At 73.1% G+C, this 26,664-nt stretch carries 21 protein-coding genes; 18 read left to right on the forward strand and 3 right to left on the reverse strand.

What is annotated here, in order from left to right:
- Positions 1–32 precede the first annotated feature (32 nt).
- Genes FB382_RS00965 through FB382_RS00990 form a run of 6 tightly spaced genes read left to right on the forward strand, consistent with a single transcriptional unit; the run spans position 33 to position 8,226 of the window.
- A complete protein-coding gene (locus FB382_RS00965; RefSeq protein WP_182536008.1) occupies positions 33–2,075 on the forward strand; it encodes a molybdopterin oxidoreductase family protein in 2,043 nt (680 codons plus the stop codon).
- Complete coding sequence (locus tag FB382_RS00970) at positions 2,072–3,520, forward strand: FAD-dependent oxidoreductase (protein ID WP_182536010.1); 1,449 nt, start codon at positions 2,072–2,074, stop codon at positions 3,518–3,520. Before FB382_RS00965 ends, FB382_RS00970 begins: the two co-directional genes overlap by 4 nt.
- Positions 3,517–6,051: a nitrite reductase large subunit NirB gene (gene nirB, locus FB382_RS00975; protein WP_182536012.1), complete on the forward strand. Its 2,535-nt coding sequence runs from the start codon at positions 3,517–3,519 to the stop codon at positions 6,049–6,051. Before FB382_RS00970 ends, nirB begins: the two co-directional genes overlap by 4 nt.
- A gap of 5 nt (positions 6,052–6,056) precedes the next feature.
- Positions 6,057–6,419 (forward strand): nitrite reductase small subunit NirD, encoded by a 363-nt coding sequence (gene nirD / locus FB382_RS00980; protein WP_246377314.1) that lies wholly within the window; start codon positions 6,057–6,059, stop codon positions 6,417–6,419.
- Positions 6,416–7,534 (forward strand): uroporphyrinogen-III synthase, encoded by a 1,119-nt coding sequence (locus tag FB382_RS00985; protein WP_182536016.1) that lies wholly within the window; start codon positions 6,416–6,418, stop codon positions 7,532–7,534. The genes nirD and FB382_RS00985 overlap by 4 nt, the downstream gene beginning before the upstream one ends.
- A complete protein-coding gene (locus FB382_RS00990) occupies positions 7,531–8,226 on the forward strand; it encodes a sirohydrochlorin chelatase (protein WP_182536018.1) in 696 nt (231 codons plus the stop codon). The genes FB382_RS00985 and FB382_RS00990 overlap by 4 nt, the downstream gene beginning before the upstream one ends.
- A gap of 4 nt (positions 8,227–8,230) precedes the next feature.
- On the opposite strand, the gene ispF is transcribed toward FB382_RS00990, so the two are convergent.
- The gene (ispF, locus tag FB382_RS00995) at positions 8,231–8,719 is read right to left on the reverse strand and encodes a 2-C-methyl-D-erythritol 2,4-cyclodiphosphate synthase (RefSeq protein WP_182536020.1); all 489 of its coding nucleotides are present in this window, start codon (positions 8,717–8,719) and stop codon (positions 8,231–8,233) included.
- A gap of 41 nt (positions 8,720–8,760) precedes the next feature.
- Between ispF and FB382_RS01000 the strand changes: the two genes are divergently transcribed.
- Together FB382_RS01000 and FB382_RS01005 are read left to right on the forward strand one after the other, a co-directional pair.
- Positions 8,761–10,299, forward strand: a complete 1,539-nt coding sequence (locus FB382_RS01000) for a molybdopterin-dependent oxidoreductase (RefSeq protein WP_182536022.1) — start codon at positions 8,761–8,763, stop codon at positions 10,297–10,299.
- A gap of 170 nt (positions 10,300–10,469) precedes the next feature.
- Positions 10,470–11,510, forward strand: a complete 1,041-nt coding sequence (locus tag FB382_RS01005) for a hypothetical protein (RefSeq protein ID WP_182536024.1) — start codon at positions 10,470–10,472, stop codon at positions 11,508–11,510.
- Positions 11,511–11,559: 49 nt separating this feature from the next.
- Here the strand turns inward: FB382_RS01005 and FB382_RS22735 are convergent, their stop codons facing one another.
- On the reverse strand, positions 11,560–12,798 hold the full coding sequence (locus FB382_RS22735) for a C39 family peptidase (RefSeq protein ID WP_220481215.1): 1,239 nt from the start codon (positions 12,796–12,798) through the stop codon (positions 11,560–11,562).
- A 23-nt stretch (positions 12,799–12,821) separates the two neighbouring features.
- Here FB382_RS22735 and cysS point away from each other — a divergent pair, with 23 nt between their 5' ends.
- The 3 genes from cysS to FB382_RS01025 are packed head-to-tail and all read left to right on the forward strand — an operon-like array spanning position 12,822 to position 16,782.
- Entirely contained in the window at positions 12,822–14,249 is a 1,428-nt protein-coding gene (gene cysS / locus FB382_RS01015; protein WP_182536026.1) for a cysteine--tRNA ligase, read from the forward strand.
- Entirely contained in the window at positions 14,249–15,199 is a 951-nt protein-coding gene (gene rlmB / locus FB382_RS01020) for a 23S rRNA (guanosine(2251)-2'-O)-methyltransferase RlmB (RefSeq protein ID WP_125037534.1), read from the forward strand. Before cysS ends, rlmB begins: the two co-directional genes overlap by 1 nt.
- Before the next feature lie 56 nt (positions 15,200–15,255).
- Positions 15,256–16,782 carry a metallophosphoesterase gene (locus FB382_RS01025; RefSeq protein ID WP_343055438.1) on the forward strand — a complete coding sequence of 509 codons (1,527 nt, stop codon included), beginning with the start codon at positions 15,256–15,258 and terminating at the stop codon, positions 16,780–16,782.
- Here FB382_RS01025 and FB382_RS01030 read toward each other — a convergent pair.
- Positions 16,773–17,966 carry a GNAT family N-acetyltransferase gene (locus FB382_RS01030; RefSeq protein ID WP_182536040.1) on the reverse strand — a complete coding sequence of 398 codons (1,194 nt, stop codon included), beginning with the start codon at positions 17,964–17,966 and terminating at the stop codon, positions 16,773–16,775. The two genes, FB382_RS01025 and FB382_RS01030, sit on opposite strands and share 10 nt — an antisense overlap.
- 100 nt (positions 17,967–18,066) lie before the next feature.
- On the opposite strand from FB382_RS01030, the gene FB382_RS01035 reads away from it, so the two are divergent.
- The 7 genes from FB382_RS01035 to FB382_RS01065 all read left to right on the forward strand — a co-directional run bounded on the left by FB382_RS01035 (position 18,067) and on the right by FB382_RS01065 (position 26,663).
- Positions 18,067–18,822: a DUF559 domain-containing protein gene (locus FB382_RS01035; protein ID WP_182536042.1), complete on the forward strand. Its 756-nt coding sequence runs from the start codon at positions 18,067–18,069 to the stop codon at positions 18,820–18,822.
- A 121-nt stretch (positions 18,823–18,943) separates the two neighbouring features.
- Positions 18,944–20,092, forward strand: a complete 1,149-nt coding sequence (locus tag FB382_RS01040) for an acyl-CoA dehydrogenase family protein (RefSeq protein WP_182536044.1) — start codon at positions 18,944–18,946, stop codon at positions 20,090–20,092.
- Positions 20,093–20,190: 98 nt separating this feature from the next.
- Positions 20,191–21,681, forward strand: coding sequence for an ABC transporter substrate-binding protein (locus tag FB382_RS01045; protein ID WP_182536046.1), 1,491 nt, complete (start codon positions 20,191–20,193; stop codon positions 21,679–21,681).
- Between the two features lie 3 nt (positions 21,682–21,684).
- The gene (locus FB382_RS01050; protein WP_182536048.1) at positions 21,685–23,613 is read left to right on the forward strand and encodes a branched-chain amino acid ABC transporter permease; all 1,929 of its coding nucleotides are present in this window, start codon (positions 21,685–21,687) and stop codon (positions 23,611–23,613) included.
- The gene (locus FB382_RS01055; RefSeq protein WP_125037540.1) at positions 23,600–24,337 is read left to right on the forward strand and encodes an ABC transporter ATP-binding protein; all 738 of its coding nucleotides are present in this window, start codon (positions 23,600–23,602) and stop codon (positions 24,335–24,337) included. The genes FB382_RS01050 and FB382_RS01055 overlap by 14 nt, the downstream gene beginning before the upstream one ends.
- Positions 24,334–25,041 (forward strand): ABC transporter ATP-binding protein, encoded by a 708-nt coding sequence (locus tag FB382_RS01060; RefSeq protein ID WP_182536050.1) that lies wholly within the window; start codon positions 24,334–24,336, stop codon positions 25,039–25,041. The genes FB382_RS01055 and FB382_RS01060 overlap by 4 nt, the downstream gene beginning before the upstream one ends.
- Positions 25,038–26,663, forward strand: coding sequence for a choice-of-anchor P family protein (locus FB382_RS01065; protein ID WP_182536052.1), 1,626 nt, complete (start codon positions 25,038–25,040; stop codon positions 26,661–26,663). Before FB382_RS01060 ends, FB382_RS01065 begins: the two co-directional genes overlap by 4 nt.
- Position 26,664 lies beyond the last annotated feature (1 nt).

Genomic DNA, 26,664 nt, shown 5'->3' on the forward strand with positions numbered 1-26,664 from the left:
AGGCTCGACCACCCCCCACAAGGAGACCTCCGATGACCGAGACCCACTGCCCCTACTGCTCGCTGCAGTGCGGGATGAGGCTGACGGGTCGCCGGTCACCGGAGGTCTCTGCGTGGGAGGAGTTCCCGGTCAACGAGGGCGGGCTGTGCCGCAAGGGCTGGAACGCCGCCGGCCTCTACAACAACCGCGATCGGCTGACGACGCCGCTGGTGCGGGACCGGGCGACGGGCGAGTTCCGGCCGGTGAGCTGGGACGAGGCGCTCGACACCATCGCGGAGAAGCTCACCGAGCTCCAGGCCGAGCACGGCCCGGACAGCGTCGCCGTCTTCGGGGGCGGCGGGCTCACCAACGAGAAGGCCTACCAGCTCGGCAAGTTCGCCCGGGTCGCGCTCGGCACCAGCCAGATCGACTACAACGGGCGCTGGTGCATGAGCTCGGCCGCCTCCGCCGGCACCCGCGCCTTCGGCCTGGACCGCGGACTGCCGTTTCCCCTCCAGGACCTCGAGCGGACCGACGTGGCCGTCCTCGTCGGCTCCAACCTCGCCGAGACCATGCCCCCGGCGGCCCGCCACCTCGACGCCCTGCGCGAGCGCGGCGGCACGGTCGTGGTCATCGACCCCCGCCGCACCGCCACCGCCGACCGCGCCGACGTCGTCCTCCAGCCCGTCCCCGGCACCGACCTGGCCCTCGCGCTGGGCGTCCTGCACCTGCTGGTCGCGGGCGGCCACGTCGACGAGCAGTACGTCGCGGAGCGCACCACCGGCTTCGAGGACGTCCGCCGCTCCGTCGCCTCGTGGTGGCCCGAGCGGGTCGAGCGGGTGACCGGCGTCCCGGCAGCCGAGGTGCGCGCAATCGCGCAATTGTTGGGAAACGCGCGCAAGGTCATGGTCCTCACCGCGCGCGGCGCCGAGCAGCACAGCCAGGGCAGCGACACCGTCCTGGCTTGGATCAACGTGGCGCTCGCGCTGGGCCAGTGCGGCACGACGTACGGCGGCTACGGCTGCCTCACCGGCCAGGGCAACGGCCAGGGCGGCCGCGAGCACGGCCAGAAGGCCGACCAGCTGCCCGGCTACCGGATGATCGACGACCCGGCCGCCCGCGAGCACGTCGCCGGCGTCTGGGGCGTGCCGCCCGAGTCGCTGCCCGGCAAGGGACGGTCGGCCTACGAGCTTCTCGACGCCCTCGGCACCGAGACCGGGCCGAAGGCGATGCTGGTCTTCGGCAGCAACATCGTCGTCTCGGCCCCCAACGCCAGCCACGTCACCCGCCGGCTGGAGTCGCTCGACCTGCTCGTCGTCGCCGACATCGTGCTGTCGGAGACCGCCGCCATCGCCGACGTCGTCCTGCCGGTGACCCAGTGGGCCGAGGAGACCGGCACCATGACCAACCTCGAGGGCCGCGTCATCCTGCGCCGCAGGGCGATCACCCCGCCCAGCGGTGTGCGCAGCGACCTCGACGTCCTCCAGGGGCTGGCCAAGCGCCTGGACTCGCCGATCCCGTTCGAGACCGACCCGGAGGAGATCTTCGCCGAGCTCGGCCTGGCCACCCGCGGCGGCAAGGCCGACTACTCCGGCATCACCTACGCCCGGATCACCGAGGAGATGGGCGTGTTCTGGCCGTGCCCGAGCGCGGACCACCCCGGCACGCCGCGGATGTTCCTCGAGGAGTTCGCCACCCCCGACGGCCGGGCCCGCTTCCACGCCGTCGAGCACCGCGGCGCCGCCGAGCAGCCGGACGCGGACTACCCCGTCCACCTGACGACCGGCCGCGTGCTCGCGCAGTACCAGTCCGGCGCCCAGACCCGCCGCGTCCGCGACCTCCCCGACACCGGCGCCTTCGTCGAGATGCACCCGATGCTGGCCGGCCGGATCGGCGCCGCCGACGGCGCCACCGTCCGGGTCACCACCCGGCGCGGCACCATGACCGCCCCGGCCCGGGTCGTGGACACGATCCGTCCCGACACCGTCTTCGTGCCGTTCCACTGGGTCGGCGCCAACCGGCTCACCAACGACGCCCTCGACCCGGCCAGCCGGATGCCCGAGTTCAAGGTCTGCGCCGCGGCGGTGACCGCATGAGTGTGGTGGTCGTCGGCAACGGGATGGCCGCCACCCGCCTGGTCGAGGAGCTGACCGCCCGCGGGTACGCCGGCGACGTCACCGTCCTCGGCGACGAGCCCGTGCCGGCGTACAACCGGATCCTGCTCAGCGCCGTCCTCGAGGGCACCCATTCCCGCGGCGCCATCACGCTGCGCGAGGGGTACGCCGGCAACGTCACCGTCCGCACCGGCAGCCGGGTCCTGGAGATCGACCGGGAGGCCGGCGAGGTGATGCTCGTCGACGGCGAGCGGATCGGCTACGACCGGCTCGTGCTGGCCACCGGCAGCATCCCCACCCTGCCGCCGATCCGCGGCCTGGTCCGGATGGACGGCCAGCTGCACCCGAAGGTGCACGCCTTCCGCAGCCTGGCCGACTGCGACCGCCTCGACGCGGCCCTGCCGAAGGCCCGTCGAGCCGTCGTGGTCGGCGGCGGCCTGCTCGGCCTCCAGGTGGCCCGGGCGCTGACGCTCCGCGGCGTGGCGACCGAGGTCGTCGAGGGCACCGAGCACCTGCTCTCCAGCCAGGTCGGCGAGCCGGGCGGCAAGGTCCTGGCCCGCGACCTGCGCAAGCTCGGCACCGAGGTCTACACCGGCACCCGCGCGGTCCGGCTCACCGACGACGGGCTGGTCCTGGACAACGGCTACACCCTCGAGACGGACCTGGTCGTCCTGACCGCCGGCGGCCGCCCCTCGACGGCGCTGGCTCGCCGCGCCGGCCTGATGGTGCGCCGCGGCGTCGTCATCGACGGGTCGCTCGCCTCGGTGACCGACGACCGCATCCACGCCATCGGCGACTGTGCCGAGCACCGCGGCGTGACCACCGGCTTCGTGCCGCCGGCCTGGGAGCAGGCGGGCGTCCTGGCCGACCACCTCACCGGCTCCGACGCGGCCTACGCCGGCTCCCGCAACGTCGCCCGGCTGCGCGCGACCGGCCTCGACGTCGCGGTGCTGGGCGACCCCGAGCACACCGACGGCGAGGTCGTGGAGATGACCAACCCGCTCGCCGGCACCTACCGCAAGCTCGTCGTGCGCGAGGGCGTCATCGTCGCCGCCGCCCTGGTCGGCGACCTGTCCCGGGTCGGCCTGATCACCCAGCTCTACGACCGGCACACGGTGCTCGGCCCCCACGAGCCCGGCGAGCTGCTCGCCCCCGAGTCGCCGGCCGCGCCCGTCGTCCTCACCGACGACGCCGAGGTCTGCGCCTGCGCGGGCGTCAGCGCCGGCCGGATCCGCGCCTGCGCCGACCTCGACGAGGTCCGCGCGAGCACCCGCGCCACCACCGGCTGCGGCGGCTGCACGCAGGTCGTCCAGCGCCTGCTCGAGCCGGCCGGTGCCGCGGATCGTTTTCACGCCCGAAACATGACGAAACAGCCCAACAACACAGTCGACCTACCGTCGACGCATCCCGGAAGGACCTCCCGATGACGCACCTCCGCAAGACCCTGGTCGTGGTCGGCCACGGCATGGTCGGTCACCGCCTCGTCCAGGCTGCCGTGGAGCGCGGGCTCACCGAGACCTACGACGTGGTCGTCGTGGGGGAGGAGCCGCGGCCGGCGTACGACCGGGTCGCCCTGACGTCCTTCTTCTCCGTCGAGAGCGCCGACGAGCTCTCGCTGCTGCCCGAGGGCCGGTACGACGACCCCCGCGTGCGGCTCGTGCTCGGCACGTCGGTCACCGGGCTGGACCGCGAGACCCGCAAGGTGGTGCTCTCCGACGGCGAGGTGATCGGCTACGACGCGCTGGTGCTGGCCACCGGCGCCGCCCCGTTCGTGCCGCCGATCGAGGGCCGCGACCAGGACGGCTGCTTCGTCTACCGCACGATCGAGGACCTCGAGGCGATCCGGGAGGCGTCCGCCACGGCCACCCGCGGCGTCGTCATCGGCGGCGGCCTGCTCGGCCTCGAGGCGGCCAACGCGCTGGTGCAGCTCGGCCTGGAGACCCACGTCGTCGAGATGGCGCCCCGACTGATGCCGGTCCAGCTCGACCAGGCCGCCGGCAGCACGCTGGTGCGGCACATCGAGAAGCTCGGCGTCACCGTCCACACCGGAGCGGCCACGACGGGGATCCTCGGCGACGGCCGGGTCACCGGCCTCGAGACCGCGGACGGCACGATCGAGGCCGAGATCGTGGTCTTCTCCGCGGGCATCCGGCCCCGTGACCAGCTGGCCCGCGACTGCGGTCTCGACGTCGCCGAGCGGGGCGGGGTCCTGGTCGACGAGCAGTGCCGCACCTCCGACGAGCACGTCTTCGCGGTCGGCGAGTGCGCGGCCCCGGGCGGGACGATGTACGGCCTCGTGGCTCCCGGCTACGCCATGGCCGAGGTCGTGGTCGACGTGCTGCTGGCCGGGCCGGGCACGTTCACGGGCGCCGACATGTCCACCAAGCTGAAGCTGCTCGGGGTCGACGTCGCGTCGTTCGGCGACGCGTTCGCGGCGACCGAGGGATCGCTCGAGCTGGTCTTCGCCGACGCGGTCGCCGGCATCTACAAGAAGCTCGTCGTGAGCGAGGACGGCACCCGGCTGCTGGGCGGCATCCTGGTGGGCGACGCCTCGGCGTACGGCATCCTGCGCCCGATGGTGGCGACCGGGACCAACCCCGGCATCGCGCTGCCCGCCAACCCCGAGGACCTGATCCTGCCGGCCTCCCGCGGCGCCGGCACGACCGCCGGCGTGGTCGGCATGCCCGACGAGGCGGTCGTCTGCTCGTGCAACAACGTCTGCAAGGGCGACGTGCTGGCGGCCGCCGCGGACGACGCCACCACCCGCGCTGGCTCGACCTGCGGCTCCTGCAAGCCGATGGTCAAGGCCCTGATCGAGGACTTCTACGCGGCGCAGGGCCGGGTCGTCGACAAGGGCCTGTGCGAGCACTTCTCGCTGACCCGGCAGGAGCTCTTCGACCTCGTGGCCGTCCACGGCTACCGCCGCTTCGACGACATCGTGGAGGCCCACGGCAAGGGCCGCGGCTGCGACGTCTGCAAGCCGGCGATCGCGAGCATCCTGGCCAGCCAGTTCAACGGGCACGTGCTCGACCACGAGACCACCGCGCTCCAGGACACCAACGACGCCTTCCTCGCCAACATCCAGCGCAACGGCACCTACTCGGTCGTGCCGCGCATCCCCGGCGGCGAGATCACCCCCGAGAAGCTGATCGTGATCGGCGAGGTGGCCCGCGACTTCGGGCTCTACACCAAGATCACCGGCGGCCAGCGGATCGACCTCTTCGGCGCCCGGATGGAGGAGCTGCCCGCGATCTGGCAGCGGCTCGTCGACGCGGGCTTCGAGTCCGGCCACGCCTACGGCAAGGCGCTGCGGACCGTGAAGTCCTGCGTCGGCTCGACCTGGTGCCGCTACGGCGTCCAGGACTCCGTCGGCCTCGCGATCGCCCTCGAGCTGCGCTACCGCGGCCTGCGCTCCCCGCACAAGCTCAAGGGCGGCGTCAGCGGCTGCGCCCGCGAGTGCGCGGAGGCGCGCGGCAAGGACTTCGGCGTGATCGCCACCGAGAAGGGCTGGAACCTGTACGTCGGCGGCAACGGCGGCGCCACCCCGGCCCACGCCCGGCTGCTGGCCGGCGACCTCGACACCGAGACGCTGCTGCGCTACCTCGACCGCTTCCTCATGTACTACATCCGCACCGCCGACCGGCTGCAGCGCACGGCGCCCTGGATCGACTCCCTCGAGGGCGGCCTCGACCGGGTCCGCGAGGTCGTCGTCGAGGACTCCCTGGGCCTCGGCGCCGAGCTCGAGGACGCGATGGCGCGCCACGTCGGCTCCTACTTCGACGAGTGGAAGGCGACCCTGGAGGACCCGGAGAAGATCGCCCGCTTCGTCTCCTTCGTCAACGCCCCCGGAGTCCCGGACCCCAACATCACGTTCTCCACCGAGCGCGGCCAGATCAAGCCCGAGACCAGCGCCGAGCCCGTCGTGCTCGGCCCGACCATCCCCGTGGGAGCGCCATGACCGCCATGTCCACGCCGCGCGGCGGCACCGAGGAGTGGCAGCCCGTCTGCCGGATCGTCGAGCTCGAGGTCGAGCGCGGGGCCACCGCCCTGGTGCACGGGCAGGCGGTCGCGATCTTCCGCACCCACGACGACACCGTCTACGCGCTGGGCAACCACGACCCCTTCGCCAAGGCCTCGGTCCTGGCCCGGGGCATCGTGGGCACCCGCGGCGACGTGCCGTTCGTCGCCTCGCCGATGCACAAGCACGCCTTCGACCTGCGGACCGGGCGCTGCCTGGACGACCAGCACGTCTCGGTGCCGGCGTACGACGTGCGCGTGGTCGAGGGCGTCGTGCTCGTGGGGCACCGCAAGCCGGACGCGGCATGACCACCGCGCCCGCCGACCGTCCGCTCGACGGCTTCCTGATCGGGGTCACCGCTGCTCGCAAGGTCGAGGAGCAGGTGGCCCTGCTGGAACGCCGTGGGGCGCGGGTCGAGTGGGCGCCGGCCCTGTCGCAGGACCCCAACCACGTCGACGACGAGCAGCTGCGGGCCGCCACCGAGGACGTGCTCGCGCGGCCGGTCGACATGTTCCTGGCCACGACCGGGGTCGGGATGAAGGCGTGGTTCGGGGCGGCCGAGCGGTGGGGGATGCTCGACGACCTGGTCGCCGCGATCGGCGGGGCCGAGATCCTGGCCCGCGGCCCCAAGAGCGTCGGCGCGCTGCGCCGGCAGGGGCTGCGCGAGCTGTGGGCGCCGGAGTCGGAGTGCTTCGAGGACGTGCTCGCCCACCTGCGCGGCCGGGACCTGTCCGGGCTGCGGATCGTGGTGCAGGAGCACGGCCAGTCGCTGTCGATGGCCTCGCACGCGCTGCGCCGGCAGGGCGCCGACGTCACCGTCGTGACGGTCTACCGCGTGGCCAGCGCCGAGGACCCGGCCCCGATGTTCCGGATGGTCGACCTGATCGCCGACCGCAAGCTCGACGCGGTCACCTTCACCTCCGCCCCGGCGGTGGCGGCCCTGATGGACGCCGCCGGCGTGATGGGACGCAGGGACGCCGTCGCGGCGGCCTTCCAGGCCGACGTCGTCGCCACCTGCGTCGGGCCGGTGACGGCCGCGGCGTTCGAGCTGTGGGGCGTCCCGACGATCCAGCCGTCGCGGTCGCGGCTCGCCGCGATGATCAAGCTGATGGAGACCGAGCTCCCGGCCCGACGCTCCGGCACCGCGATCCCGGTCGCCGGCCACCTGCTCGTCCTGCACGGCGACACCGTGCTGCTCGACGGCGTCGAGGTGCGGATGTCGGCCGGGCCGCTCGCCGTGCTGCAACGGCTCGCGGTCAACCCCGGCCACGTCGTGTCCCGGCAGGAGCTGCTCTGCGCGCTGCCCGGCGGCGCGTCCGGCTCCGAGCACGCCGTGGAGATGGCGGTCGCCCGGGTGCGGGCCGCCATCGGGACCCGGCTCGTGCAGACCGTGGTCAAGCGCGGCTACAGGCTGGCCCCATGACCGCCCCACGGCTCGTGACCGTCGCGCACGGCACCCGGCACGCCCCCGGCAACGAGGTCGCCCGGCAGGTCACCGAGCGCGCCGGCGAGCTGCTCGGGATCTCCGCGACCACCTCGTTCGTCGAGCTGGCCGCCCCGCTGCTGCGGACCGTGATGACCGCGTCGTACGGGCCGACCGTGGTCGTGCCGCTCCTGCTCTCGACCGGCCACCACGTCCGCCACGACCTGCCCGCGATGGCCGCGCTGTCGCCGCGACCCGTCGAGATCACCCCGGCCCTGGGGCCGCACCCGCTGCTCGCGGCCGCGCAGGCAGCCCGGCTGATCGCCGCCGGCGCGCGGCCCGGCCAACCGATCGTGCTCGTCGCCGCCGGGTCCACCGACCCCGCGGCCGACGACGACCTCGCGCGGGGCGCCGAGCTGCTGTCGCGGACCTGGGCCGGCCCGGTCACCGTCGCCACGCTGTCGGGGCGCGGCCGTCGCCCGGCCGAGGTGGTGCGCCGCGGGTCCGCCGTCTCGCCGTACCTCCTGGCCGACGGGCACTTCGCCACCCGCGCCGTCGCCGAGTCCCGGGCCGCCGGAGCCGGTGTCGTCGCCGACGTGATCGGCGCGCACCGGTTCGTCGCGGAGCTCGTCGCCCGGCGCTACCTCGCCTGGGCCACCTCGTCGCGCCCCGCGGCCGTCAGCGTGGCCTGACCGGTCAGGGGGCCCAGACAAGGACGGTCGCGATCGCGGCCACGCCCTCGCCTCGGCCGGTGAGACCGAGCCCGTCGGTGGTGGTGGCCGACACCGACACCGGGGCGCCGACGGCGTCCGACAGCGCCTGCTCGGCCTCGGCGCGACGCGGGCCGAGGCGCGGCCGGTTGCCGATCACCTGGATCGCGACGTTGCCGACCTCGAAGCCGGCCGCGCGGACCCGCCGGGCGGTCTCCGCGAGCAGCGTCGCGCCGGAGGCTCCGGCCCACTCGGGCTCCGACGTACCGAAGTTCGAGCCCAGGTCGCCCAGCCCGGCCGCGGACAGGAGCGCGTCGCAGGCGGCGTGCGCGGCGACGTCGGCGTCGGAGTGGCCCTCGAGGCCCTGCGGCTCGTCGGGCCAGGCGAGACCCGCGAGGTGGAGGGGCACGCCGTCGACCAGGCGGTGTACGTCGGTGCCGATGCCGACGCGGGGCGTAAGGGACTCGTAAGGCACGGGGTGATCATGCCTGACGTGGCGGAGGGAGAATGAAGGTCGTGAAGACATCTCGCGGCGCCTGGGCGGTGGCCGGCGTCGTGGCCGGCCTGACCGGCCTGGCCACCAGCTACTTCGTCGCGATGGTGATGACGATCCGCTCCTCGCCCGTCGTCGCGATCGCCGAGCTCGTCATCCGGATGACGCCCGGCCGCTGGGCCGAGAAGGCCATCTCGATCGTCGGCCACAAGGACAAGCCGATCCTCGTCGGCGTCATCCTCGTGGCCAGCGTGCTGCTGTTCGCGGTCGCCGGCCGGCTCGCCGCCAGCGCCTGGTGGAAGTCCACGCTCCTCTTCGCGGCCCTCGCCGGCGTCGCCACGTGGGCGGTCGCGAGCGAGCACAACCCGAGCGGCGTCGACTTCCTGCCCGTGGTCGTGGGCTTCGTGACCTGGCTGGTCAGCCTGGCGCTGCTCTCGCAGTCCCTGGTGCGCAGGCAGGTCCCGGTGACCGGCGAGGCGAGGGAGGCGCTCACGAGCGGCTCGCGACGCGGGTTCCTGATCGGCGCCGGCGCCATGGCCGCGCTGGCGATCGCCCTCAGCGGTGTCGGCCGCGTGGTCGGCGCGGGCCGCCGCCACGTCGAGCAGACCCGCCGCCTCCTGCGGCTCTCCGGCGTCTCCCAGCCGACCGTCCCGGCCGCCGCGCGGCTGGACCTGCCCGGCCTGCACCCGTGGATGACGCCGTCCGACGACTTCTACAAGATCCACACCGCGATCGTGGTGCCGGCCATCGAGCCGGTCGACTGGAAGCTGCGCATCCACGGCCTGGTCGACCGCGAGGTCGAGATCACCTACCAGGACCTGCTGGACCGTCGGCTCACCGAGGGCTGGATCACGCTCAACTGCGTGTCCAACCCGGTCGGCGGCGACCTGATCGGCAACGCCTGGTGGAGCGGCGTACGCCTCGCCGAGCTGCTGGCCGAGGCGGGGCTGCACCCCGACGCCGACGCGGTCCTCCAGACGTCCGACGACGGCTGGACCTGCGGCACCCCGGTCAGCGCCCTGACCGACGACCGCAACGCGATGCTCGCCGTCGCGATGAACGGCAAGCCGCTGCCGATCGACCACGGCTTCCCGGTGCGCACGATCGTGCCCGGCCTCTACGGCTACGTCTCGGCCTGCAAGTGGGTCGTGGACATGGAGGTCACGAGGTTCTCCGAGATCAGCGCCTACTGGACGCAGCGCGGCTGGGGCGAGCAGGGGCCGGTGAAGATCTCCTCGCGGATCGATGTGCCCCGCTTCGGTGACAAGGTCGACCCCGGCGACGTCCGGGTCGGGGGCGTGGCCTGGTCGCAGCACACCGGCATCAGCGCCGTGGAGGTCGCGCTCGACGGCGGTGACTGGCAGCCGGCCGAGATCTCGCACCCGCCGACGGACGACGCGTGGGTCCAGTGGGTCGCCACCGTGTCCGCCGACCCCGGCGACCACACGCTCAAGGTGCGCGCCACCGACAAGAACGGCCTCGTGCAGACCGGGGCCGTCGCCGACGTGCTGCCCGACGGGGCGACGGGCTGGCACACGATCGGCTTCACCGCGAAGGGCTGACGGCGCGGCGGACGCACAGATATCTCAAAGTCGTTAATCTTGATATCGAGACATTGATCACTCAACCACAAGAGGTTGGGGTGGGCGTGAGCGGGCACGGGTAGATCAGCACCGCAGCATCTCGGGGTCGAGCAGCGGATCATCCACAGCTCCAGGGGGACCCACCCAGCATGAAGATCTATGCGGTCATCGCCGCTTCCGTCGCCACACTCGGCGCCTCACTCCTCGTCGCCGGACCGGCCGAGGCCCACACGCCCAACTTCTCCGCCACCTGCGACGGCGTCCACGTCGGCGCCACGGCGTACGACGCCGCCATGCAGAACCACTGGTCGGTGACCATCGACGGCGCCACGCAGAGCGGCACCTTCGGGTCGTCGTTCGACCAGACCTTCCCGGTCCCGCAGGACGGCGCCACCACGGCGTGGTCGGCCGTGGTCGAGGCCGAGGACGGCACCTACCACTTCGCCGACTCCGGCTCGGTCGGCCCGTGCGGCACGCCCGCCGACGCGTGCGCCGACCTGCCCGGCAACCAGCCGGCCGGCACGGCCTGCACCCCGCCCCCGGACGTCACCCGCGTCGACCACCAGTCGCTCGAGGGCTGCTCGGTGCAGCTGGACGGCACGGCGTACGGCGCCGGCGTGCTGACCTACGACGAGGAGTACACCGACACCTACGTCTTCAACGAGACCACCCAGACGTGGGACCTGGTCACCGACACGACCCCCACGACCAGCAACCTGGTCTTCACCCCGTGGACGGTCCAGCAGGGCGTCCACCACCAGTGCGCGACCCAGCCGAACCAGCCGCCGGCGACCCACACCTCGCACTCCACGAGCCACGTGGAATGCACGTCGGACGAGGTCGTGACCACCACGGTCTCCTCGACCACGCCGTTCGTCTACGACGCCGCGACCAACACGTGGGTGCCCGGCCAGACCGTGACCCAGACGTCGACCACGAGCACGCCGGTCCAGCAGGGCCGCTGCTCGCACACCGACGTCAAGGGCACCCAGGCCGTGCAGCTCACCGCGCAGACCGACCAGCAGCTGCCGACGGTCGTCGACGCGGGCCTGCCCGGCGCCACCGTGGTCCAGGTCTCCCCGGTCGCCTCGACCTCGTCGACGGGGAACGCGCTCAGCCTGCTGCTCCTGACGGCGGGCAGCGCCCTGCTCGTCCTCGCGGGCGCCGGCGTGCGTCGCGGGACCCGCTGACCCACCACCCGTCAGGCCTCCCCGGTGCTCCGGTGAGGCCTGACGCGCTTCACCAGTTGGTGTGCACGCCGCCCGGGAGCGGATGGGCGTCGTCGGAGATGACGTAGACGAGCCCGCCGGAGCGCGGGAGCCAGGCGTCCTCGAACTGCCCGCGGTCGTAGGTGCGGCGCACGCCGTCGCGGGTCCGCGCCGCCGGGTCGTTGACCACGACGTCGCCGGTGTCGGTGAAGCCGGCGATCACCACGAGGTGGCCGTTGGAGGCCGAGATCGGGGCGCCGGACAGCTCGCCGCTGCCGAACGAGATCGACGCGACCAGCGGGATCCCGGCGACGATGAACTGCTCGGCCTCCCGCAGCGACCGCAGCCGGGTCACGAAGGCGTGCCCGGCCAGGGGAGCGGCGTAGGCGGTGTTGAAGGGCCAGTTGCCGGTGCCCTCGTACGCCGCGTCGTAGGTCGACCGCGCAGCCTCGTCGACCCACGGGTCGGTGTGCCCGCTCGGCACCCACGCCCAGGTCGACGGGTCCGGCAGCGCGTCGTAGTAGCCGAGCACCATCGAGGTGGAGGTCGGCGAGCACCAGGCCTCGCCGCCACCGCCCCAGCGCGGGTAGTGGCCGCGGTGCGCCATCTGGGAGTAGCGCGGCACGTCGAGGACGACCCCGCGCGCGACCCCGGGCCGCGAGGTCGCGACGTCGCCCGCGGGCAGCCGCGAGGTCATCGCGCCGAGGGTGTCGACGGCCGGCGAGGCGGTCGTCGCGCCGGCGACCCGCATCAGCGAGACCCGCAGCTGCCACGACGTGAAGCCGCCCGGCGCGGAGAGGGTGTCCACGTCGACGTCGGCCAGGTCGTCGCCCTGGCCGCCCACCGAGGTGCGTGTCGTGAACGCGTCGCCGCTCGTCCAGCGGCCCAACGTGTCCCAGCTCGACGTGGTGCCGGAGGCGGACCGGCCGCGGGCCTGCACCTCGATCCAGGAGTCGCCGGGGGTGGTGGCGGACCAGGAGGCGACGAGCTGGGTCAGCGCGAAGGACGACGTCGTCCAGGGGCCGGTCCACGAGCCCCGGTCGTAGTGGCGGCCACCGTAGGACCGGGAGCCGATCGGCGTCCCCAGGACGAGCCGACCGTGGGCGACCCGGACCCCGGCGAGGGTGCCGGTGCGGAAGTCGGCACCGGTGTCCCACGCGGCGTACGCGATCGGGCGGGCGGGGGCGGCGGAGGCGGGGGCTGCGGCCAGTCCCGGGACCGCCGCGAGGCCGAGAACGAGGGACACCAGCGCGGATGTGTGGGCACGCACCTCGCGACTCTAGACTGAGCCGGGTGACCTTCAGGCTGTACGACACCGCGACCCGCGAAGTCCGTGACTTCGTCCCCCTCGAGGAGGGGAAGGCGGGTCTCTACGTGTGTGGCCTGACGGTGCAGAGCGAGCCCCACGTCGGCCACGTGCGCTCGGGCGTCAACTTCGACGTCCTGCAGCGCTGGCTGCGTTTCCGTGGCTTCGAGGTGACGTTCATCCGCAACACCACGGACATCGACGACAAGATCCTCGCCAAGGCCGCCGAGCAGGGCCGCCCCTGGTACAACCTCGCCTACGCGATGCACCGGGAGCTCGACAAGGCCTACGCGGCGCTCAACGTCGCGCCGCCGACCTACGAGCCCGCCGCCACCGGCCACGTCCCCGAGATGATCGAGCTGATCCTGGCGCTGATCACCAAGGGGCACGCGTACGCCGCCGAGGACGGCTCGGGCGACGTCTACTTCGACGTCCGCTCGTGGCCGCAGTACGGCGAGCTCACCCGCCAGCGCATCGACGACATGGAGGCGGCCGAGGACGCCGACCCGCGCGGCAAGCGCGACCCGCGCGACTTCGCGCTGTGGAAGGGCTGGAAGAAGGACTCCGAGCCCGAGACCGCCGCGTGGCCCTCGCCGTGGGGTCCGGGGCGGCCCGGGTGGCACATCGAGTGCTCCGCCATGGCCGGCAAGTACCTCGGCAAGGCCTTCGACATCCACGGCGGCGGCGTCGACCTGCGCTTCCCGCACCACGAGAACGAGCAGGCCCAGTCGCGCGCGGCCGGGCACCCGTTCGCGTCGTACTGGATGCACAACGCGTGGATCACCACCGCCGGCGAGAAGATGAGCAAGTCGCTCGGCAACAGCCTCACGATCCCGGCCGTGCTGGGCCGCTTCCGCGGCATCGAGCTGCGCTACTACCTCGTGTCCGCGCACTACCGCAGCCACGTGGAGTTCAGCTTCGAGGCGCTGGAGGAGTCGGCCGTCGGGTTCCGCCGGATCGAGGGCTTCCTGGCCCGCGCGCGTGCGGTGCTCGGCGAGATCCCGGCCGACGGCATGCCCTGCGCCGACTTCGTCAACGCGATGGACGACGACCTCGGCACCCCCGCCGCCGTCGCCGCCATCCACGAGGTCGCCCGCGAGGGCAACAAGCTCCTCGCCGGCGGCGACAGCGCCGCCCTGCGCGGCACCGCCGCGTCGGTGCTGGCGATGCTCGATGTGCTGGGCCTCTCGCCCGACGACGTCGCGTGGGCCAGCAGCACCGGCGGCCACGAGCAGCAGCTCACCGAGGCCGTGGACGTGCTGGTCCGCGGGCTGCTCGAGCAGCGCGCGGAGGCGCGCGCCAGCAAGGACTTCTCGACCGCCGACGCGATCCGCGACCGGATCAAGGCCGCCGGCATCGAGATCGAAGACACCCCCACCGGACCCTCGTGGTCACTGGAAGCAGGCAAGAAGTAATGGCAGGGAACAGTCAGCGCAAGGGCGCGATCAAGAAGACCGGCAAGGGCAACCCCACCGCCGGCTCCGGTGGTCGCGTGCGCCGTGGTCTCGAGGGCAAGGGCCCCACGCCCAAGGCCAAGGACCGCCCCAACCACAAGGTCTACAAGCAGGTCAACAAGGTCGACAAGTCGGCCGCGGCGCGCCCCAAGCGGCGTACGACGAAGAGCTCGGACGCCGAGTGGATCGCCGGGCGCAACTCCGTGGTCGAGGCGCTGCGCGAGGGCGTGCCGGTCAACGGCATCTACGTCGCCGAGGGCGCCGAGCGCGACAGCCGGCTGCGTGAGGCGTTCAAGCTGGCCGCGGACAAGGGCCTGAACCTCCTCGAGGTCACCCGCAACGAGATGGACCGGATGACCGGCGGCGCCGTGCACCAGGGCCTCTGCGCGCGGATCCCTGCCTACGAGTACGCCCACCCCGACGACCTGCTCGACGCGGCGGCGGCCAACGGCGAGAAGCCGCTGATCGTCGCGCTCGACCAGGTCACCGATCCCCGCAACCTCGGCGCGATCGTGCGCAGCGCGGCCGGCTTCGGTGCCCACGGCGTCCTGATCCCCGAGCGTCGCGCGGCCGGCATGACCGCCTCGGCGTGGAAGACCAGCGCCGGCGCGGCCGCCCGCATCCCGGTCGCCCAGACGGTCAACTTGACCCGCCAGCTCAAGGCCTACCAGGACGCCGGCTGCATGGTCATCGGGCTCGCGGCCGACGGTGACATCACGCTGCCCGAGCTCGACCTCGCCGACGGCCCGCTCGTCGTGGTGGTCGGCTCGGAGGGCAACGGGCTGTCCCGCCTGGTCGCCGAGACCTGCGACCAGCTCGTGTCGATCCCGATGGCCAACCAGGTCGAGTCGCTCAACGCGGGGGTGGCGGCGTCGGTGACGCTCTACGCCATCGCGCAGGCGCGCGCCTGACCATGTCGTCCTCTCCGCAGTCCCCGGGTCGTGTGCCCGAGGACGCGCGGGGGCGCGTGCTCAGGCACACGGCGACGGTGTCGCGGCTGACGGCGTACGTCGCGGTCTGGACGATCGTCGCCTTCCTGGCCGGTCTGCTGTTCTTCCTCTCGAGCAGCCGCACGGTCGTGCTGGCCAGCCACGACGCGCAGGTCAGCCCCGACCTCGGGGGGCACGTGGTCGTGCACACCGGGCCGGTGCTGCCGGACTTCCGGCTCGACACCGGCAACACCCTGGGCGTCGACATCCGCCTGGGCAAGACCGAGGCGCGCTCGACCGACGACCTCGTCCGGCGCTACATCTCCATCGCGGGACAACCTGACTCCCAGGTCGACAAGGTCAAGGACGCCGTGGCCGACATGGCCTGGGACGCCGCGCTCCGCGGCGCCGTCGTCGGCCTGGTGCCGATCCTGGTCTGGCTGCTCCTCGGCAGGAGACGGCGGCGGGACCTGGGCGCCCGCGCCCTGGGGCCGCAGGGCGCGCTGGCCGGACTGCTCGTCGTCTTCCTCGTGCTGATGGCGTGGCAGCCGTGGACGCGCAACGAGTCGGTGGTGGAGTCGGAACACCCGTGGATGTCGCTGGGCGACTTCGTCGGCCCCGACGTCACGCTGCCCGAGGAGGCCGCCGGGATCGAGGTGCGCGGTGACGTCACGACCGACCAGACCCGTCGCCTGCTCACCAGCGCGATCTCCAAGTACGAGTCGAGCAAGAGCTGGTACGTCACCGCCGCCACCGATGCCGCGGCCCTCGACCTGCACCAGCCCTCGGAGGGTGAGACGGTCGTCGTGCTCGTCGCCGACCGGCACGACAACATCGGCATGGACCAGGTCGCCCGCGCCCTCGGCGACGCGGCGGGCGCCACGGCCGTCTTCGACGCCGGGGACGACACCTCGGCCGGCAAGTCCTGGGAGGAGTTCAGCCTCGACTCGGTGACCCAGGCCTTCGACGGGCTCCGGCGCTACGGCGTCGCCGGCAACCACGACCACGGCACGTTCGTCTCGTCCTACCTCGACAGCCACGGCTGGACGATGATGGACGGGGAGGTCATCGACGGGCCCGACGGCGCGACCCTGCTCGGTGTCGACGACCCCCGCTCGAGCGGTCTCGGGGCCTGGCGGGACGAGACCGGGCTGAGCTTCGACGAGGTGGGCCAACGGCTGTCCGACGTCGCGTGCGCCTCACCGGTGCGGGTCAGCACGATGCTCGTGCACGACGCCGACCTCGCCGCCGACGCCCTGGCCCGCGGCTGCGTCGACCTGGTCCTGGCCGGCCACCTGCACGTCCAGGAGGGGCCGACGCGGGTGGTGGGCAGCAACGGCCAGGTGGGGTACTCCTACACGACCGGCACGGCGGGCGGGGCGGCGTACGCCATCGCGATCGGGGGCAAGCCGCGCCGCGATGCCCAGATCAGCCTGGTGACCTACCGCGACGGACGGCCGGTGGGGATCCAGCCGGTGACGCTGCGGACGACCGGCGAGTTCCACGTCGCCGCCTACATCCCCCTCGTGCTCACCCCGTCGCGAGTGGAGACGGCTCAGAAGTAGTCGCGGATGTGCACCTGGCGGCCGCCGAGCAACGCGTCGAGCGTGGCGTCGAAGGCCGCGTCGCCGCCGGTGAGGTGGCCCGCGAGCCGCAGGTTGCCCGCGGACTGCGCGCCGGCGTAGGCGAGTGCGAGGCCCTGCGGGGTCAGCTCCGCGGCCCCGTCGGGTACGTCGCCCGCCGTGCAGCTGGCCTGGCCGTCGGCGACGACGAGCCGGTAGCCGCCGTCCATGGTGCCGAGCGGGTCGCCGGCGACCCGGAAGGCGATCGAGGCGACCCCGACCAGCGGCAGCGCCTCGAACGCCCCCACCACGTCGTGCACGCGGAGCATGTAGGGGTGGCGGTGCACGACCTCCCACTCGGGAAAGGGCAGGACGAGGCGGGCCAGGTCGTCGCCGCTGGTGTGGACGCGGACCCGGCCGGTGACGCTGCCGAAGCTGCCGAGCAGCCGCCACAGCGCGCGGGCGGCGTCGGGGGTCAGCGCGACCAGGTCCTCGACCTCGATCGAGGCGGCCGCGTCGTAGCCGGTGCCGCGCTGCCACATCACGTAGCCGACCACGCCGGTGCCGTCCTCGGCGAGCGTGATGCCGGTGAACGCGCCGACCACCTCCTCGTCCGCGGCGGTGAACGACGGCCCCGAGCGGGTCAGCGGGCCGTTCTGCTGCGCCGCCCACGCGTCGTACACCGCACGGACGGCGGGCATGTCGCCAACGGTGGCACGGCGGGTGGTCGTGCCCGTCGGTGCGGCGACCGAGGCGAGGGCGGCGGTCGGGACCTCGACGGTGTCGTAGGAGCCGATCAGCTCGTAGCCGAAGCGGCGGTAGATCCCCGGCGCGGTCGGGAAGAGCGTCGAGATCACCTGGCCGCGGGTGGCGGCGTCGGCGAGCGTGGCCGCGAAGAGGTCGGTCAGCAGGCCCGCGCCGCGGCGCTCGGCGACCACGGTGACGCCGGCGATCCCGCACGTGGGGACCTGCACGCCGCGCCACCACGAGTCGTAGTCCCGGGCGAGCATCCGCGCGACCAGGGCGTCGTCCTCGAAGGTGCCCCACGAGTGGCGGCCCGGGTAGGGGTAGTCAGCCGGGTCGGGCATCACGAAGTCGCTCGGCGGCGCGCCGAAGGCCTCCAGGCCGAGGCGGACCGACGCCTCGAGGTCGTCGCGGGTGAGGGGACGGGTATGGCGGTTCGGCACGGGGGCACTCTGCCCGGTTTTCGCACGTCCTGCCCGCGTATTTCGGGGCGCCCTGTGGATGACGGTCCGGCCCGACCCCGCTGGTGGGTAGGAGGCCGGCATGGATCCGGTCTGCGCGCTCGAGCGGCTCGGCGGCGTCGCCACCACCGAGCGCCTCCTGCGCCTCACCACCCCCGCGCGGCTGCGCGCCGCGTGGCTCGCGGGGGTGGTGGTGCGGCTCCGGCGCGGGATCTACGCGCTCCCCGGGGCCGAGCGGGCGATCGCCGCGGCCGCCCGGCTCGGCGGGATCGTGTCGCACCTGTCGGCCGCTCAGCTGCACGGGTGGGAGGTGGCGTTCTCTCCCACCTGCCCGTGGGTGAGCGTTCCGCGCAACAGGGAGGTCCGGGAGCGCCGCGGGAGCCTGGTCTTCTGGGCCGACCTGGACGACGAGCGCGGGCCGGTGACCAGTCCGCTCCGGACCGTCCTGGACTGCGGCAGGCGGCTGGCGCCCGGCCCCGCCCTGGCCGTGGCCGACTCCGCGCTGCGCCACCGTGCGGTCGACCGCGACGAGCTCGAGGTGGCGGCGGCCGGCGTGCGCGGGAAGGGCGCGGCGAAGGTGCGCTGGATCGCCGCGCATGCCGACGGGCGAGCGTTCAACCCGTTCGAGTCGGTGCATCCGGACCTCGTGGACGTGCGGCGCCGCCTGGTGCTCGAGGCGGACTCCTGGGAGTTTCACACCGGCCGGGAGGCGCACGACCGCGACTGCCGCCGCTACGACGAGCTCGTCCTGTCCGGCTGGACGGTGCTGCGCTTCACGTGGCGACAGGTGATGTACGACCCCGACTGGGTGCTCGCGTGCCTGCGTTCCCTCGCGTGATCGACGTTACCGGGGGCAAACGTGGACGAAAGCAGCCGGATTGCGGGGTGGGGCTCGCGTTTGCCCCCTGGAGCGTCGCCTCGACATCGGGGCAGGTCTGAGGTCGTCCTACGATCGGGGGGTGGCTACCAACGTTGACCGACTGCTGCCCACCGACGAGGCCGAGGCGCTGCTCGCGCTGACCCGCGAGATCGCCGTCAAGGAGCTCGCGCCGCAGGTGCACGAGATGGAGGAAGCGGCGGCGTTCCCCGCGGAGGCCTACCGGCTGCTGGGCAAGTCGGGGCTGCTGAGCCTGCCCTTCGACGAGGGCTACGGCGGTGGCGGCCAGCCCTACGAGGTCTACCTGCAGGTGATCGAGGAGATCGCCGCGGCCTGGCCGAGCGTCGGCGTCGGGACCAGCGTCCACTCGCTGACCGCGACCGTCGTGGCCGCCAACGCAACGCCCGAGCAGTGCGACGAGTGGCTGCCCAAGATGCTGTCGGGGGAGTGGCTGGGCGCCTACTGCCTGTCCGAGCCGCAGGCCGGGTCGGACGTCAGCGGCATCCGCACCAAGGCCGTCCGCGACGGCGACGACTACGTCGTGACCGGCACGAAGCAGTGGATCAGCAACGGGTCCTGCGCCGACTACTACATCCTCTTCGCCCGCACCTCCGAGGACGCCAAGCGCGGCCTCTCGGCCTTCATCGTCCCGGCCGACACCGCCGGCATGAGCTTCGGTGCGCCCGAGAAGAAGATGGGCCTGGCCTGCGACGTCACCACCCAGGTGATCTTCGAGGGGGCCCGCATCCCGGCCGCCCAGATGGTGGGTGAAGAGGGCGCCGGCATGAAGGTGGCGCTGTCCGCCCTCGACGCCGGCCGGCTCGGCATCGCCGCCGTCGGCACCGGCATCGCCCAGGCCGCGCTCGCCCACGCGGTCGCGTATGCCAACGAACGCGTCCAGTTCGGCAAGCCGATCGGCCAGCAGCAGGGCCTGCAGTTCCTGCTCGCCGACATGGCGGCCGACGTCGAGCGCGCGCGGGCGACGTACCTCCACGCGGCGCGGCTCAAGGACGCCGGCCGGCCGTTCTCCCGCCAAGCCTCGATCGCCAAGCTGACCGCCACCGACGCCGCCATGCGGGTCACCACCGACGCGGTGCAGGTGCTCGGCGGCAACGGCTACACGCGGGAGTACCCCGTCGAGCGGCTCTTCCGCGACGCCAAGGTGACCCAGATCTTCGAGGGCACCAACCAGATCCAGCGGATGGTGATCGGCCGGGACCTCCTCCGCTAGGCCGCCCCGACTGGATCGGACCACCCTGTGGCCCCCGTCACCTTCTGGAGCATGTGTCGTTGTGAATTGATACGTGTTCTAGAAATGCGGAGGTTCGCATGCTCCAGCCCCGCCCCGGCCCCCGCCGGGCCCCCCGGACCGGGTCGCTGACCCTCGCCGCCGGGGTCGCGCTGCTGTCCCTCGTCCTCGCGGCCTGCGGCAGCCAGCTCGACCCGGCCACGGTCGCCCGCGTCAACGGCACCACGGCCGGCGGTGTCCAGGGCGGCAGTGCGCTCGGGGGCGGTGCCGGCACCCAGGCGGGCGGCGGCACCACCTCCGCCGGCGGTACGTCGACCGCCGGTGGCGGCTCGGGGTCCACCGGCGGCGGCTCCTCGGCGAGCGGCGCGACGGGCGGGGGCGGGACCACCCAGGGCAGCGGTGACAACGCGGCGACCGGCGGCGGCAAGGGCGGAAGCTGCGCCGGGTTCAAGAACGGCCCGGGCATCACCGACTCGACCATCACCATCGGCAACTCCTCCGACATCTCCGGCCCGGTGCCGGGGCTGTTCGAGGCCAGCCAGGACGCGGTGGAGGCCTACGTCGCCTACTTCAACGCCACCAGCGACATCTGCGGCCGCAAGCTCGAGCTCAAGTCCTACGACAGCCGCACCGACGCCTCGGCCGACCAGCAGGCCTACACCAAGGCCTGCGACGAGACCTTCGCGATGGTCGGCTCGATGTCGGCCTTCGACTCCGGCGGCGCGAGCACCGCCCAGTCCTGCGGGCTGCCCGACCTCCGCTCGGCCGCCGTCACCGGCGACCGCGACCGCTGCACCACGTGCTTCGGCGCCCAGTCGACGGTGGCGACCGAGTTCGAGAACGCCGTCCCCGACTACGTCATCAAGAACCACCCGGACGCCGCGAAGCACGCCGCGATGCTCTACATCAACGCCGGCGCCGCCGCCGAGAACGGCAAGCTCCAGGCCGAAGCGATGGGCAAGCGCGGCATGCACTTCGACTACGTGCAGGGCATCGACATCTCGGAGTTCAACTACGCGCCCTACGTCCAGCAGATGAAGGACAAGGGCGTCGAGTACGTCCAGATGATCGCCTCAACGGCGCAGTTCGTCCGGCTCGCGCAGGCCATGCAGCAGCAGGGCTTCAAGCCGGAGGTCTTCATGCTCGACCCCACGGCGTACACCAAGGACTACGTCGAGAGCGGCGGCGACGCGGTCGAGGGCACCACGCTGTTCATCAACTTCACGCCCTTCGAGGAGGCCTCCTCCAACAAGGAGGAGCAGCTCTACCTCAGCTGGCTCCAGCAGGTGAAGCCCGGCGCGGAGCCCAGCTTCTTCGGGCTGTTCTCGTGGTCGGCGGCCCGGCTGTTCGTCGAGCGGGCCACCGCCCTCGGAGGGAAGCTGAGCCGCCCGGCGCTGATCTCCGACGTCGCGAAGGTGGACGGCTGGACGGCCAACGGGCTGCACTCGCCGCAGCACGTCGGCCCCAAGCACACCGGTGACTGCTGGCGGTTCATCCAGCTGCAGCACGGTCGCTGGGTGCCGGTCGGCGGGACGAAGTACACCTGCAACGGCGTCACGACGGTGGGCTGAGGCATGAGCTCGCTGCTGTCGTTCACGATCCTGGGCCTCTTCACCGGCGCGGCGTACGCCATCGCGGCCAGCGGCCTCGTGCTGACCTACACCACGACCCGCGTCTTCAACATCGCGCACGGCGCCTTCGGCATGGTCATGGCCTTCACGTTCTGGGACTTCAGCCAGCGCCAGGGGATGCCGACCTGGCTGGCGCTCGTCCTCGTGCTCGGCGTGGTCGCGCCGGGCACCGGCTGGTTCATCCAGCGCTACGTCACCCGCGGCCTCGGCGAGGGGCCGGTCAGCGTCGCGCTGGTGGTCACCGTCGGGCTGTTCGTGGGCTGCATCGGTCTCGCCCAGCAGATCTGGCCGCCGGCGGCGCGCACCGTCCCGCCGTTCTTCCCCGCCAGCGGCCTGCAGGTCGGCGGCACCTACGTGACTGCCCACCAGGTCATCACGATCGTGCTGTCGGCGGTGGTCGCGCTGCTGCTCTACCTGCTGCTCAACCGCACCCGCATCGGCACCGCCATGCGCGCCTCGGTCGACAACCCCGACCTGCTCAAGCTCTTCGGCGGCAAGCCCCAGCAGGTCGCGTCGCTCTCGTGGGCGATCGGCACCTCGCTGGCCGCCCTCGCCGGGATCCTGCTGGTCCCGATCATCGGGCTCGACTACTACGCCCTGACGCTGCTCGTCATCAACGCGTACGCCGCGGCGATGCTCGGTCGGCTCAAGAGCCTGCCCCTGACGTTCGTCGGGGCCATGGGGCTCGGCATCCTCCAGTCGTTCGCGGTCGCCTACCTGCCCTCGCAAGGCGCCCTGTCGGGCATCCGCGCCGTGGTGCCGGCGCTGTTCCTCTTCGGGGTGATCGTGCTGATGCCGCAGGCCCAGCTGCGGATCGGGCAGGTCAAGGGCATCGTGTCGGCGCCGCTGCCGTCGACGACGCAGGCGCTCGGCTGGGGTGGCGGCCTCGTGCTGCTGGCCATGGCGCTCGCGGCCGGCATGTCGCAGGCCAACCTGCTGCTGGTGGGCACGGCCGCGACGTACGCCATGGTGATGCTGTCGCTGGTCCTGCTCACCGGCTACGGCGGCCATGTCTCGCTCGCGCAGTTCACCTTCGCTGGCGTCGGTGCGCTGGCCTACGCCAAGCTCGACCAGCCCAACCTCTACGGCCTGCTGCTGTCCGCGCTGGTCGCCGCCGCGGTCGGTGCGCTCGTCGCCCTGCCCGTGCTGCGGCTGACCGGGCTCTACCTCGCGCTGTCCACGCTCGCCTTCGGCGTGCTGATGGACAAGATGATCTTCCAGGCCGACTACGCGTTCGGCTACAACGGCACCCTCCACGCCGACCGGCTCTCGATCCTGGGGGCGTCGATCGGCTCCACCGGCGCGTACGTCGTGGTGATGGTCGTCTTCTTCGTCCTCATGGGGCTGGCGCTGCTCCTGCTCCGCCGCGGGGCGCTCGGCCGCCTGCTGATCGCGATGCGCGACAGCCCGCAGGCCTGCGGCACCCTCGGGCTGGACCTGCGGTGGTGGCGGGTCGGGCTCTTCGGGGCGTCCGCGGGGATGGCCGGGCTCGCCGGCGCGCTGTTCGCCGGGCTGCGCGGCACGATCGGCGCCGCGGACTTCCAGTTCTTCAACAGCCTGCCGCTGCTGCTGCTCGCGGTCGTCTTCGGCGTCACCTCGGTGACCGGGGCGGCGCTGGGTGGGGTCGGGCTGATGCTGCTGCCGGTCCTGCAGTCGTCCAACCCGTCGGCCGCCGGCGCGATCTTCGCGGTGATCGGCTTCGGCGCGGTCGCGCTCGGCCGGGACCCCAACGGGCTGTCCAACCTGCTGTTCGGGCTCGGCCGCCGGCTCGACTCCCGGCTCGGCCTCGGGGACCTGCGCGACCGGCTGCCGCTCGGCGGTCGACGTACGGGTCGACGTACGGGAGAGGTGCACGCGCATGTCGCTTCTTGAGGTGGACCAGGTGGTCGTCCAGTTCGGCGGCGTCACGGCCGTCGACGGCGCGAGCTTCGCGGCCCAGGCCGGCCGGATCACCGGGCTGATCGGGCCCAACGGGGCGGGCAAGACGACCTGCTTCAACGTGATCAGCGGGCTGCAGAAGCCGACGCGCGGCGAGGTGCGGTTCGACGGGCGGACGGTCACCGGCACTCCGGTGCACCGGCGGTCGAAGCGCGGGATGGGTCGCACCTTCCAGCGGCTCGAGGCGTTCGGCTCGCTGACAGTCCGCGACAACGTCCGGGTCGCCTTCGACATCCACCGCGGCGTGGCCGGGCTGGTGCGGCCGGTCGCCGCCGACGTCGACGCGCTGCTCGAGCGGGTCGGCATCGCGGCGTACGCCCACGAGCGCGCCGACGCCATCCCCACCGGCACCGCCCGGCTCCTGGAGCTGGCCCGCTGCCTGGCTGCCGACCCCACGCTGCTGCTGCTCGACGAGCCGTCGTCGGGGCTCGACGAGGCCGAGACCGACGCCTTCGGCGAGCTGCTGCGCGGCCTGGCCGCCGAGGGGCGCGGGATCCTCATGGTCGAGCACGACATGGACCTGGTGATGACGGTGTGCGACGAGATCCACGTCCTCGACTTCGGGAAGGTGATCGCGTCCGGCTCGCCGGCCGACATCCGCACCGACCGCCGCGTCCAGGAGGCCTACCTCGGCTACTCCGAGGAGGTCCCCGCATGAATGTCCCGATCCTCGAGGTCGTCGACCTGCACGCCGCCTACGGCCGCATCGAGGTGCTGCGCGGGGTCGACCTGAGCGTGCCCAAGGGTGCGGTGATGGCGCTGCTCGGGCCCAACGGCGCCGGCAAGAGCACGCTCGTGAAGGTGATCAGCGGCCAGAAGCAGGCGACGTCGGGCGACATCCACCTCGGCGGTGTGCACGTGCGCGGCGCCGACCCCGAGGAGCTCGCGCGGCTCGGGCTCTGCACGGTCCCCGAGGGCCGGTCGGTCTTCCCCAACCTGACGGTCGAGGAGAACCTCACCCTGATGTCGTACGCCGGGGTCCCGGCCGCCGCGGTCCTCGACACCGCCTACTCCTACTTCCCGCGGCTCCACCAGCGCCGCACCCAGCTCGCCGGCACCATGTCCGGCGGCGAGCAGCAGATGCTGGCCATGTCGCGGGCGCTGGCGTCCGATCCCGCGCTGCTCCTGCTCGACGAGCTGTCGATGGGGCTGGCGCCGCTGATCGTCGACGAGCTCTACGAGACGGTCGCCCAGATCGCGGCCAGCGGCGTCTCGATCCTGTGCATCGAGCAGTTCGCACGCACCGCCCTGCGCGTCTCGGACTACGCAGCGGTGATGTCCGGCGGCCGCGTCGTCGCCACCGGCGAGCCCGCCGAGATCCTCGCCACCATGTCCGACGTCATCCTCGGAGGAGCAGCATGACCACCAGTCGGCAACGCCTGACCCGATCCCTCGCCGCCGCGGCCGTCGTCGGCACGATGCTCCCGGTCGCCGCGGCCGGACCCGCGCAGGCGGGCGACTCCGGCGACCCGGCGTACAGCGGGTTCAGCACACTCGCGACCGCGACGCCGGTCCACGTGGAGATCTACGAGCCGACGATCCCGATCCCGGCCAACCCGCAGGCGGAGCTGAGCTTCGGCTACTCCACCGTGCAGGCCGACACCGGCAGCTCGCGCGGCCGCGCCAGCTACGTCTGGCCGGGCGACGCGGTCGGCGAGGGCTTCAAGACGATCGTGGAGAACCTCGGGCTGCCCCCCGAGCTCAGCGGCCCGATCGCCGATGGCGGCTACCCCGACCAGGTGAACTCCAGCTCGCCCTCGGGGGAGGACACCCAGGCCGACGAGCCGTTCCCCGGCATGGTGATGCGCACGCACGCGTCGCCCGACAAGACGGTGGCGTCGACCGGCTACTCGACCGACTGCCAGGTGGACGACGCGGGCGCGGAGGGCTCGGGTGACGGCGGGGGCGACGGCGGTACGCCGGGCCTGCCGGGACTCCCGCCGCTGCCCGGCTTGCCGGTGGCACAGCCCCCGGCCGCTGCTGCGCCGGCTGCGCAGAAGCAGGCGAAGCAGTCCGCCGAGCCGGACACGTCCTGCCAGATCCCGGCCGAGCTGGCGGCGCTGGTCGACTTCGGCGGCTACGTCTCGACCAGCTCCTCGACCAACGACGGCTCGACCGTGGCGGCGACGTCGCGCGCGGCCTTGTCCGACATCGACCTGCTCGGCGGGGTCATCACGATCTCGGGCGTGCACGTCCGGTCGCTGGCGACCAGCAACGGCGAGCAGGCGGAGCCCAGCGGCAAGGCGGGCTACGGGACGCTGGCGATCGCGGGCCAGGAGTTCGCGATCGGGCCCGACGGCATCGAGGGCGGCGGCCAGTCCCAGCCGATCCCCGGGCTGCCCGACGATCCCGCCAAGGCCCTGGCCCAGCTGGGCGTGCAGGTCACGGTGCCGAAGCCGGCGTACGAACGCGACGGCGACAAGGCCACCAGCACGGTCGCGGGACTCGTGGTCACCCTCGACACCCACCAGCTGCGCGGCATGCTCGACCAGGTGCCGTTCGACGAGATCGTCGGCGCGGTGCCCGACCAGGCCGGGCAGCTCAAGAGCCTGCTCGGCGCGGCGGTGCACCTCTCGCCGCGGTTCGTGATCACGCTCGGCTCGGCGACCACCGTCGTGGACACCGTGCAGGGCATCGACATCCCGACCACGCCGCCGTCGACCGGCGGCGACGGGTCGACCGGGACGTCCGGCGGGAGCAGCGGCGGGGGCGGCACGAGCGTCGCCCCGCCGTCCGCCGCCCCGCCCGCCGCCGCGCCCGCGGGGGCGGCCCCGGCGACCGACGGCACGCTCGACGACGCGGCCCCGGCCGCAGCCGGCCTGCCGCCGCTCTACTCCCTGCCCGGCGTACTTCTCTTCGGCGGCATCGGACTCGCGGCCGCTGGCGGCACCTACCTCCGCAAGATCGGCCTGCTCGCCCTCGGCGGCGCCGGCTCCTGCTCGCACGGCCTCGACAGCGGCCTGCCCGACCTCCGAAAGGCCTGAG

Source organism: Nocardioides ginsengisegetis (assembly GCF_014138045.1).
Taxonomy (GTDB): Bacteria; Actinomycetota; Actinomycetes; order Propionibacteriales; family Nocardioidaceae; genus Nocardioides; species Nocardioides ginsengisegetis.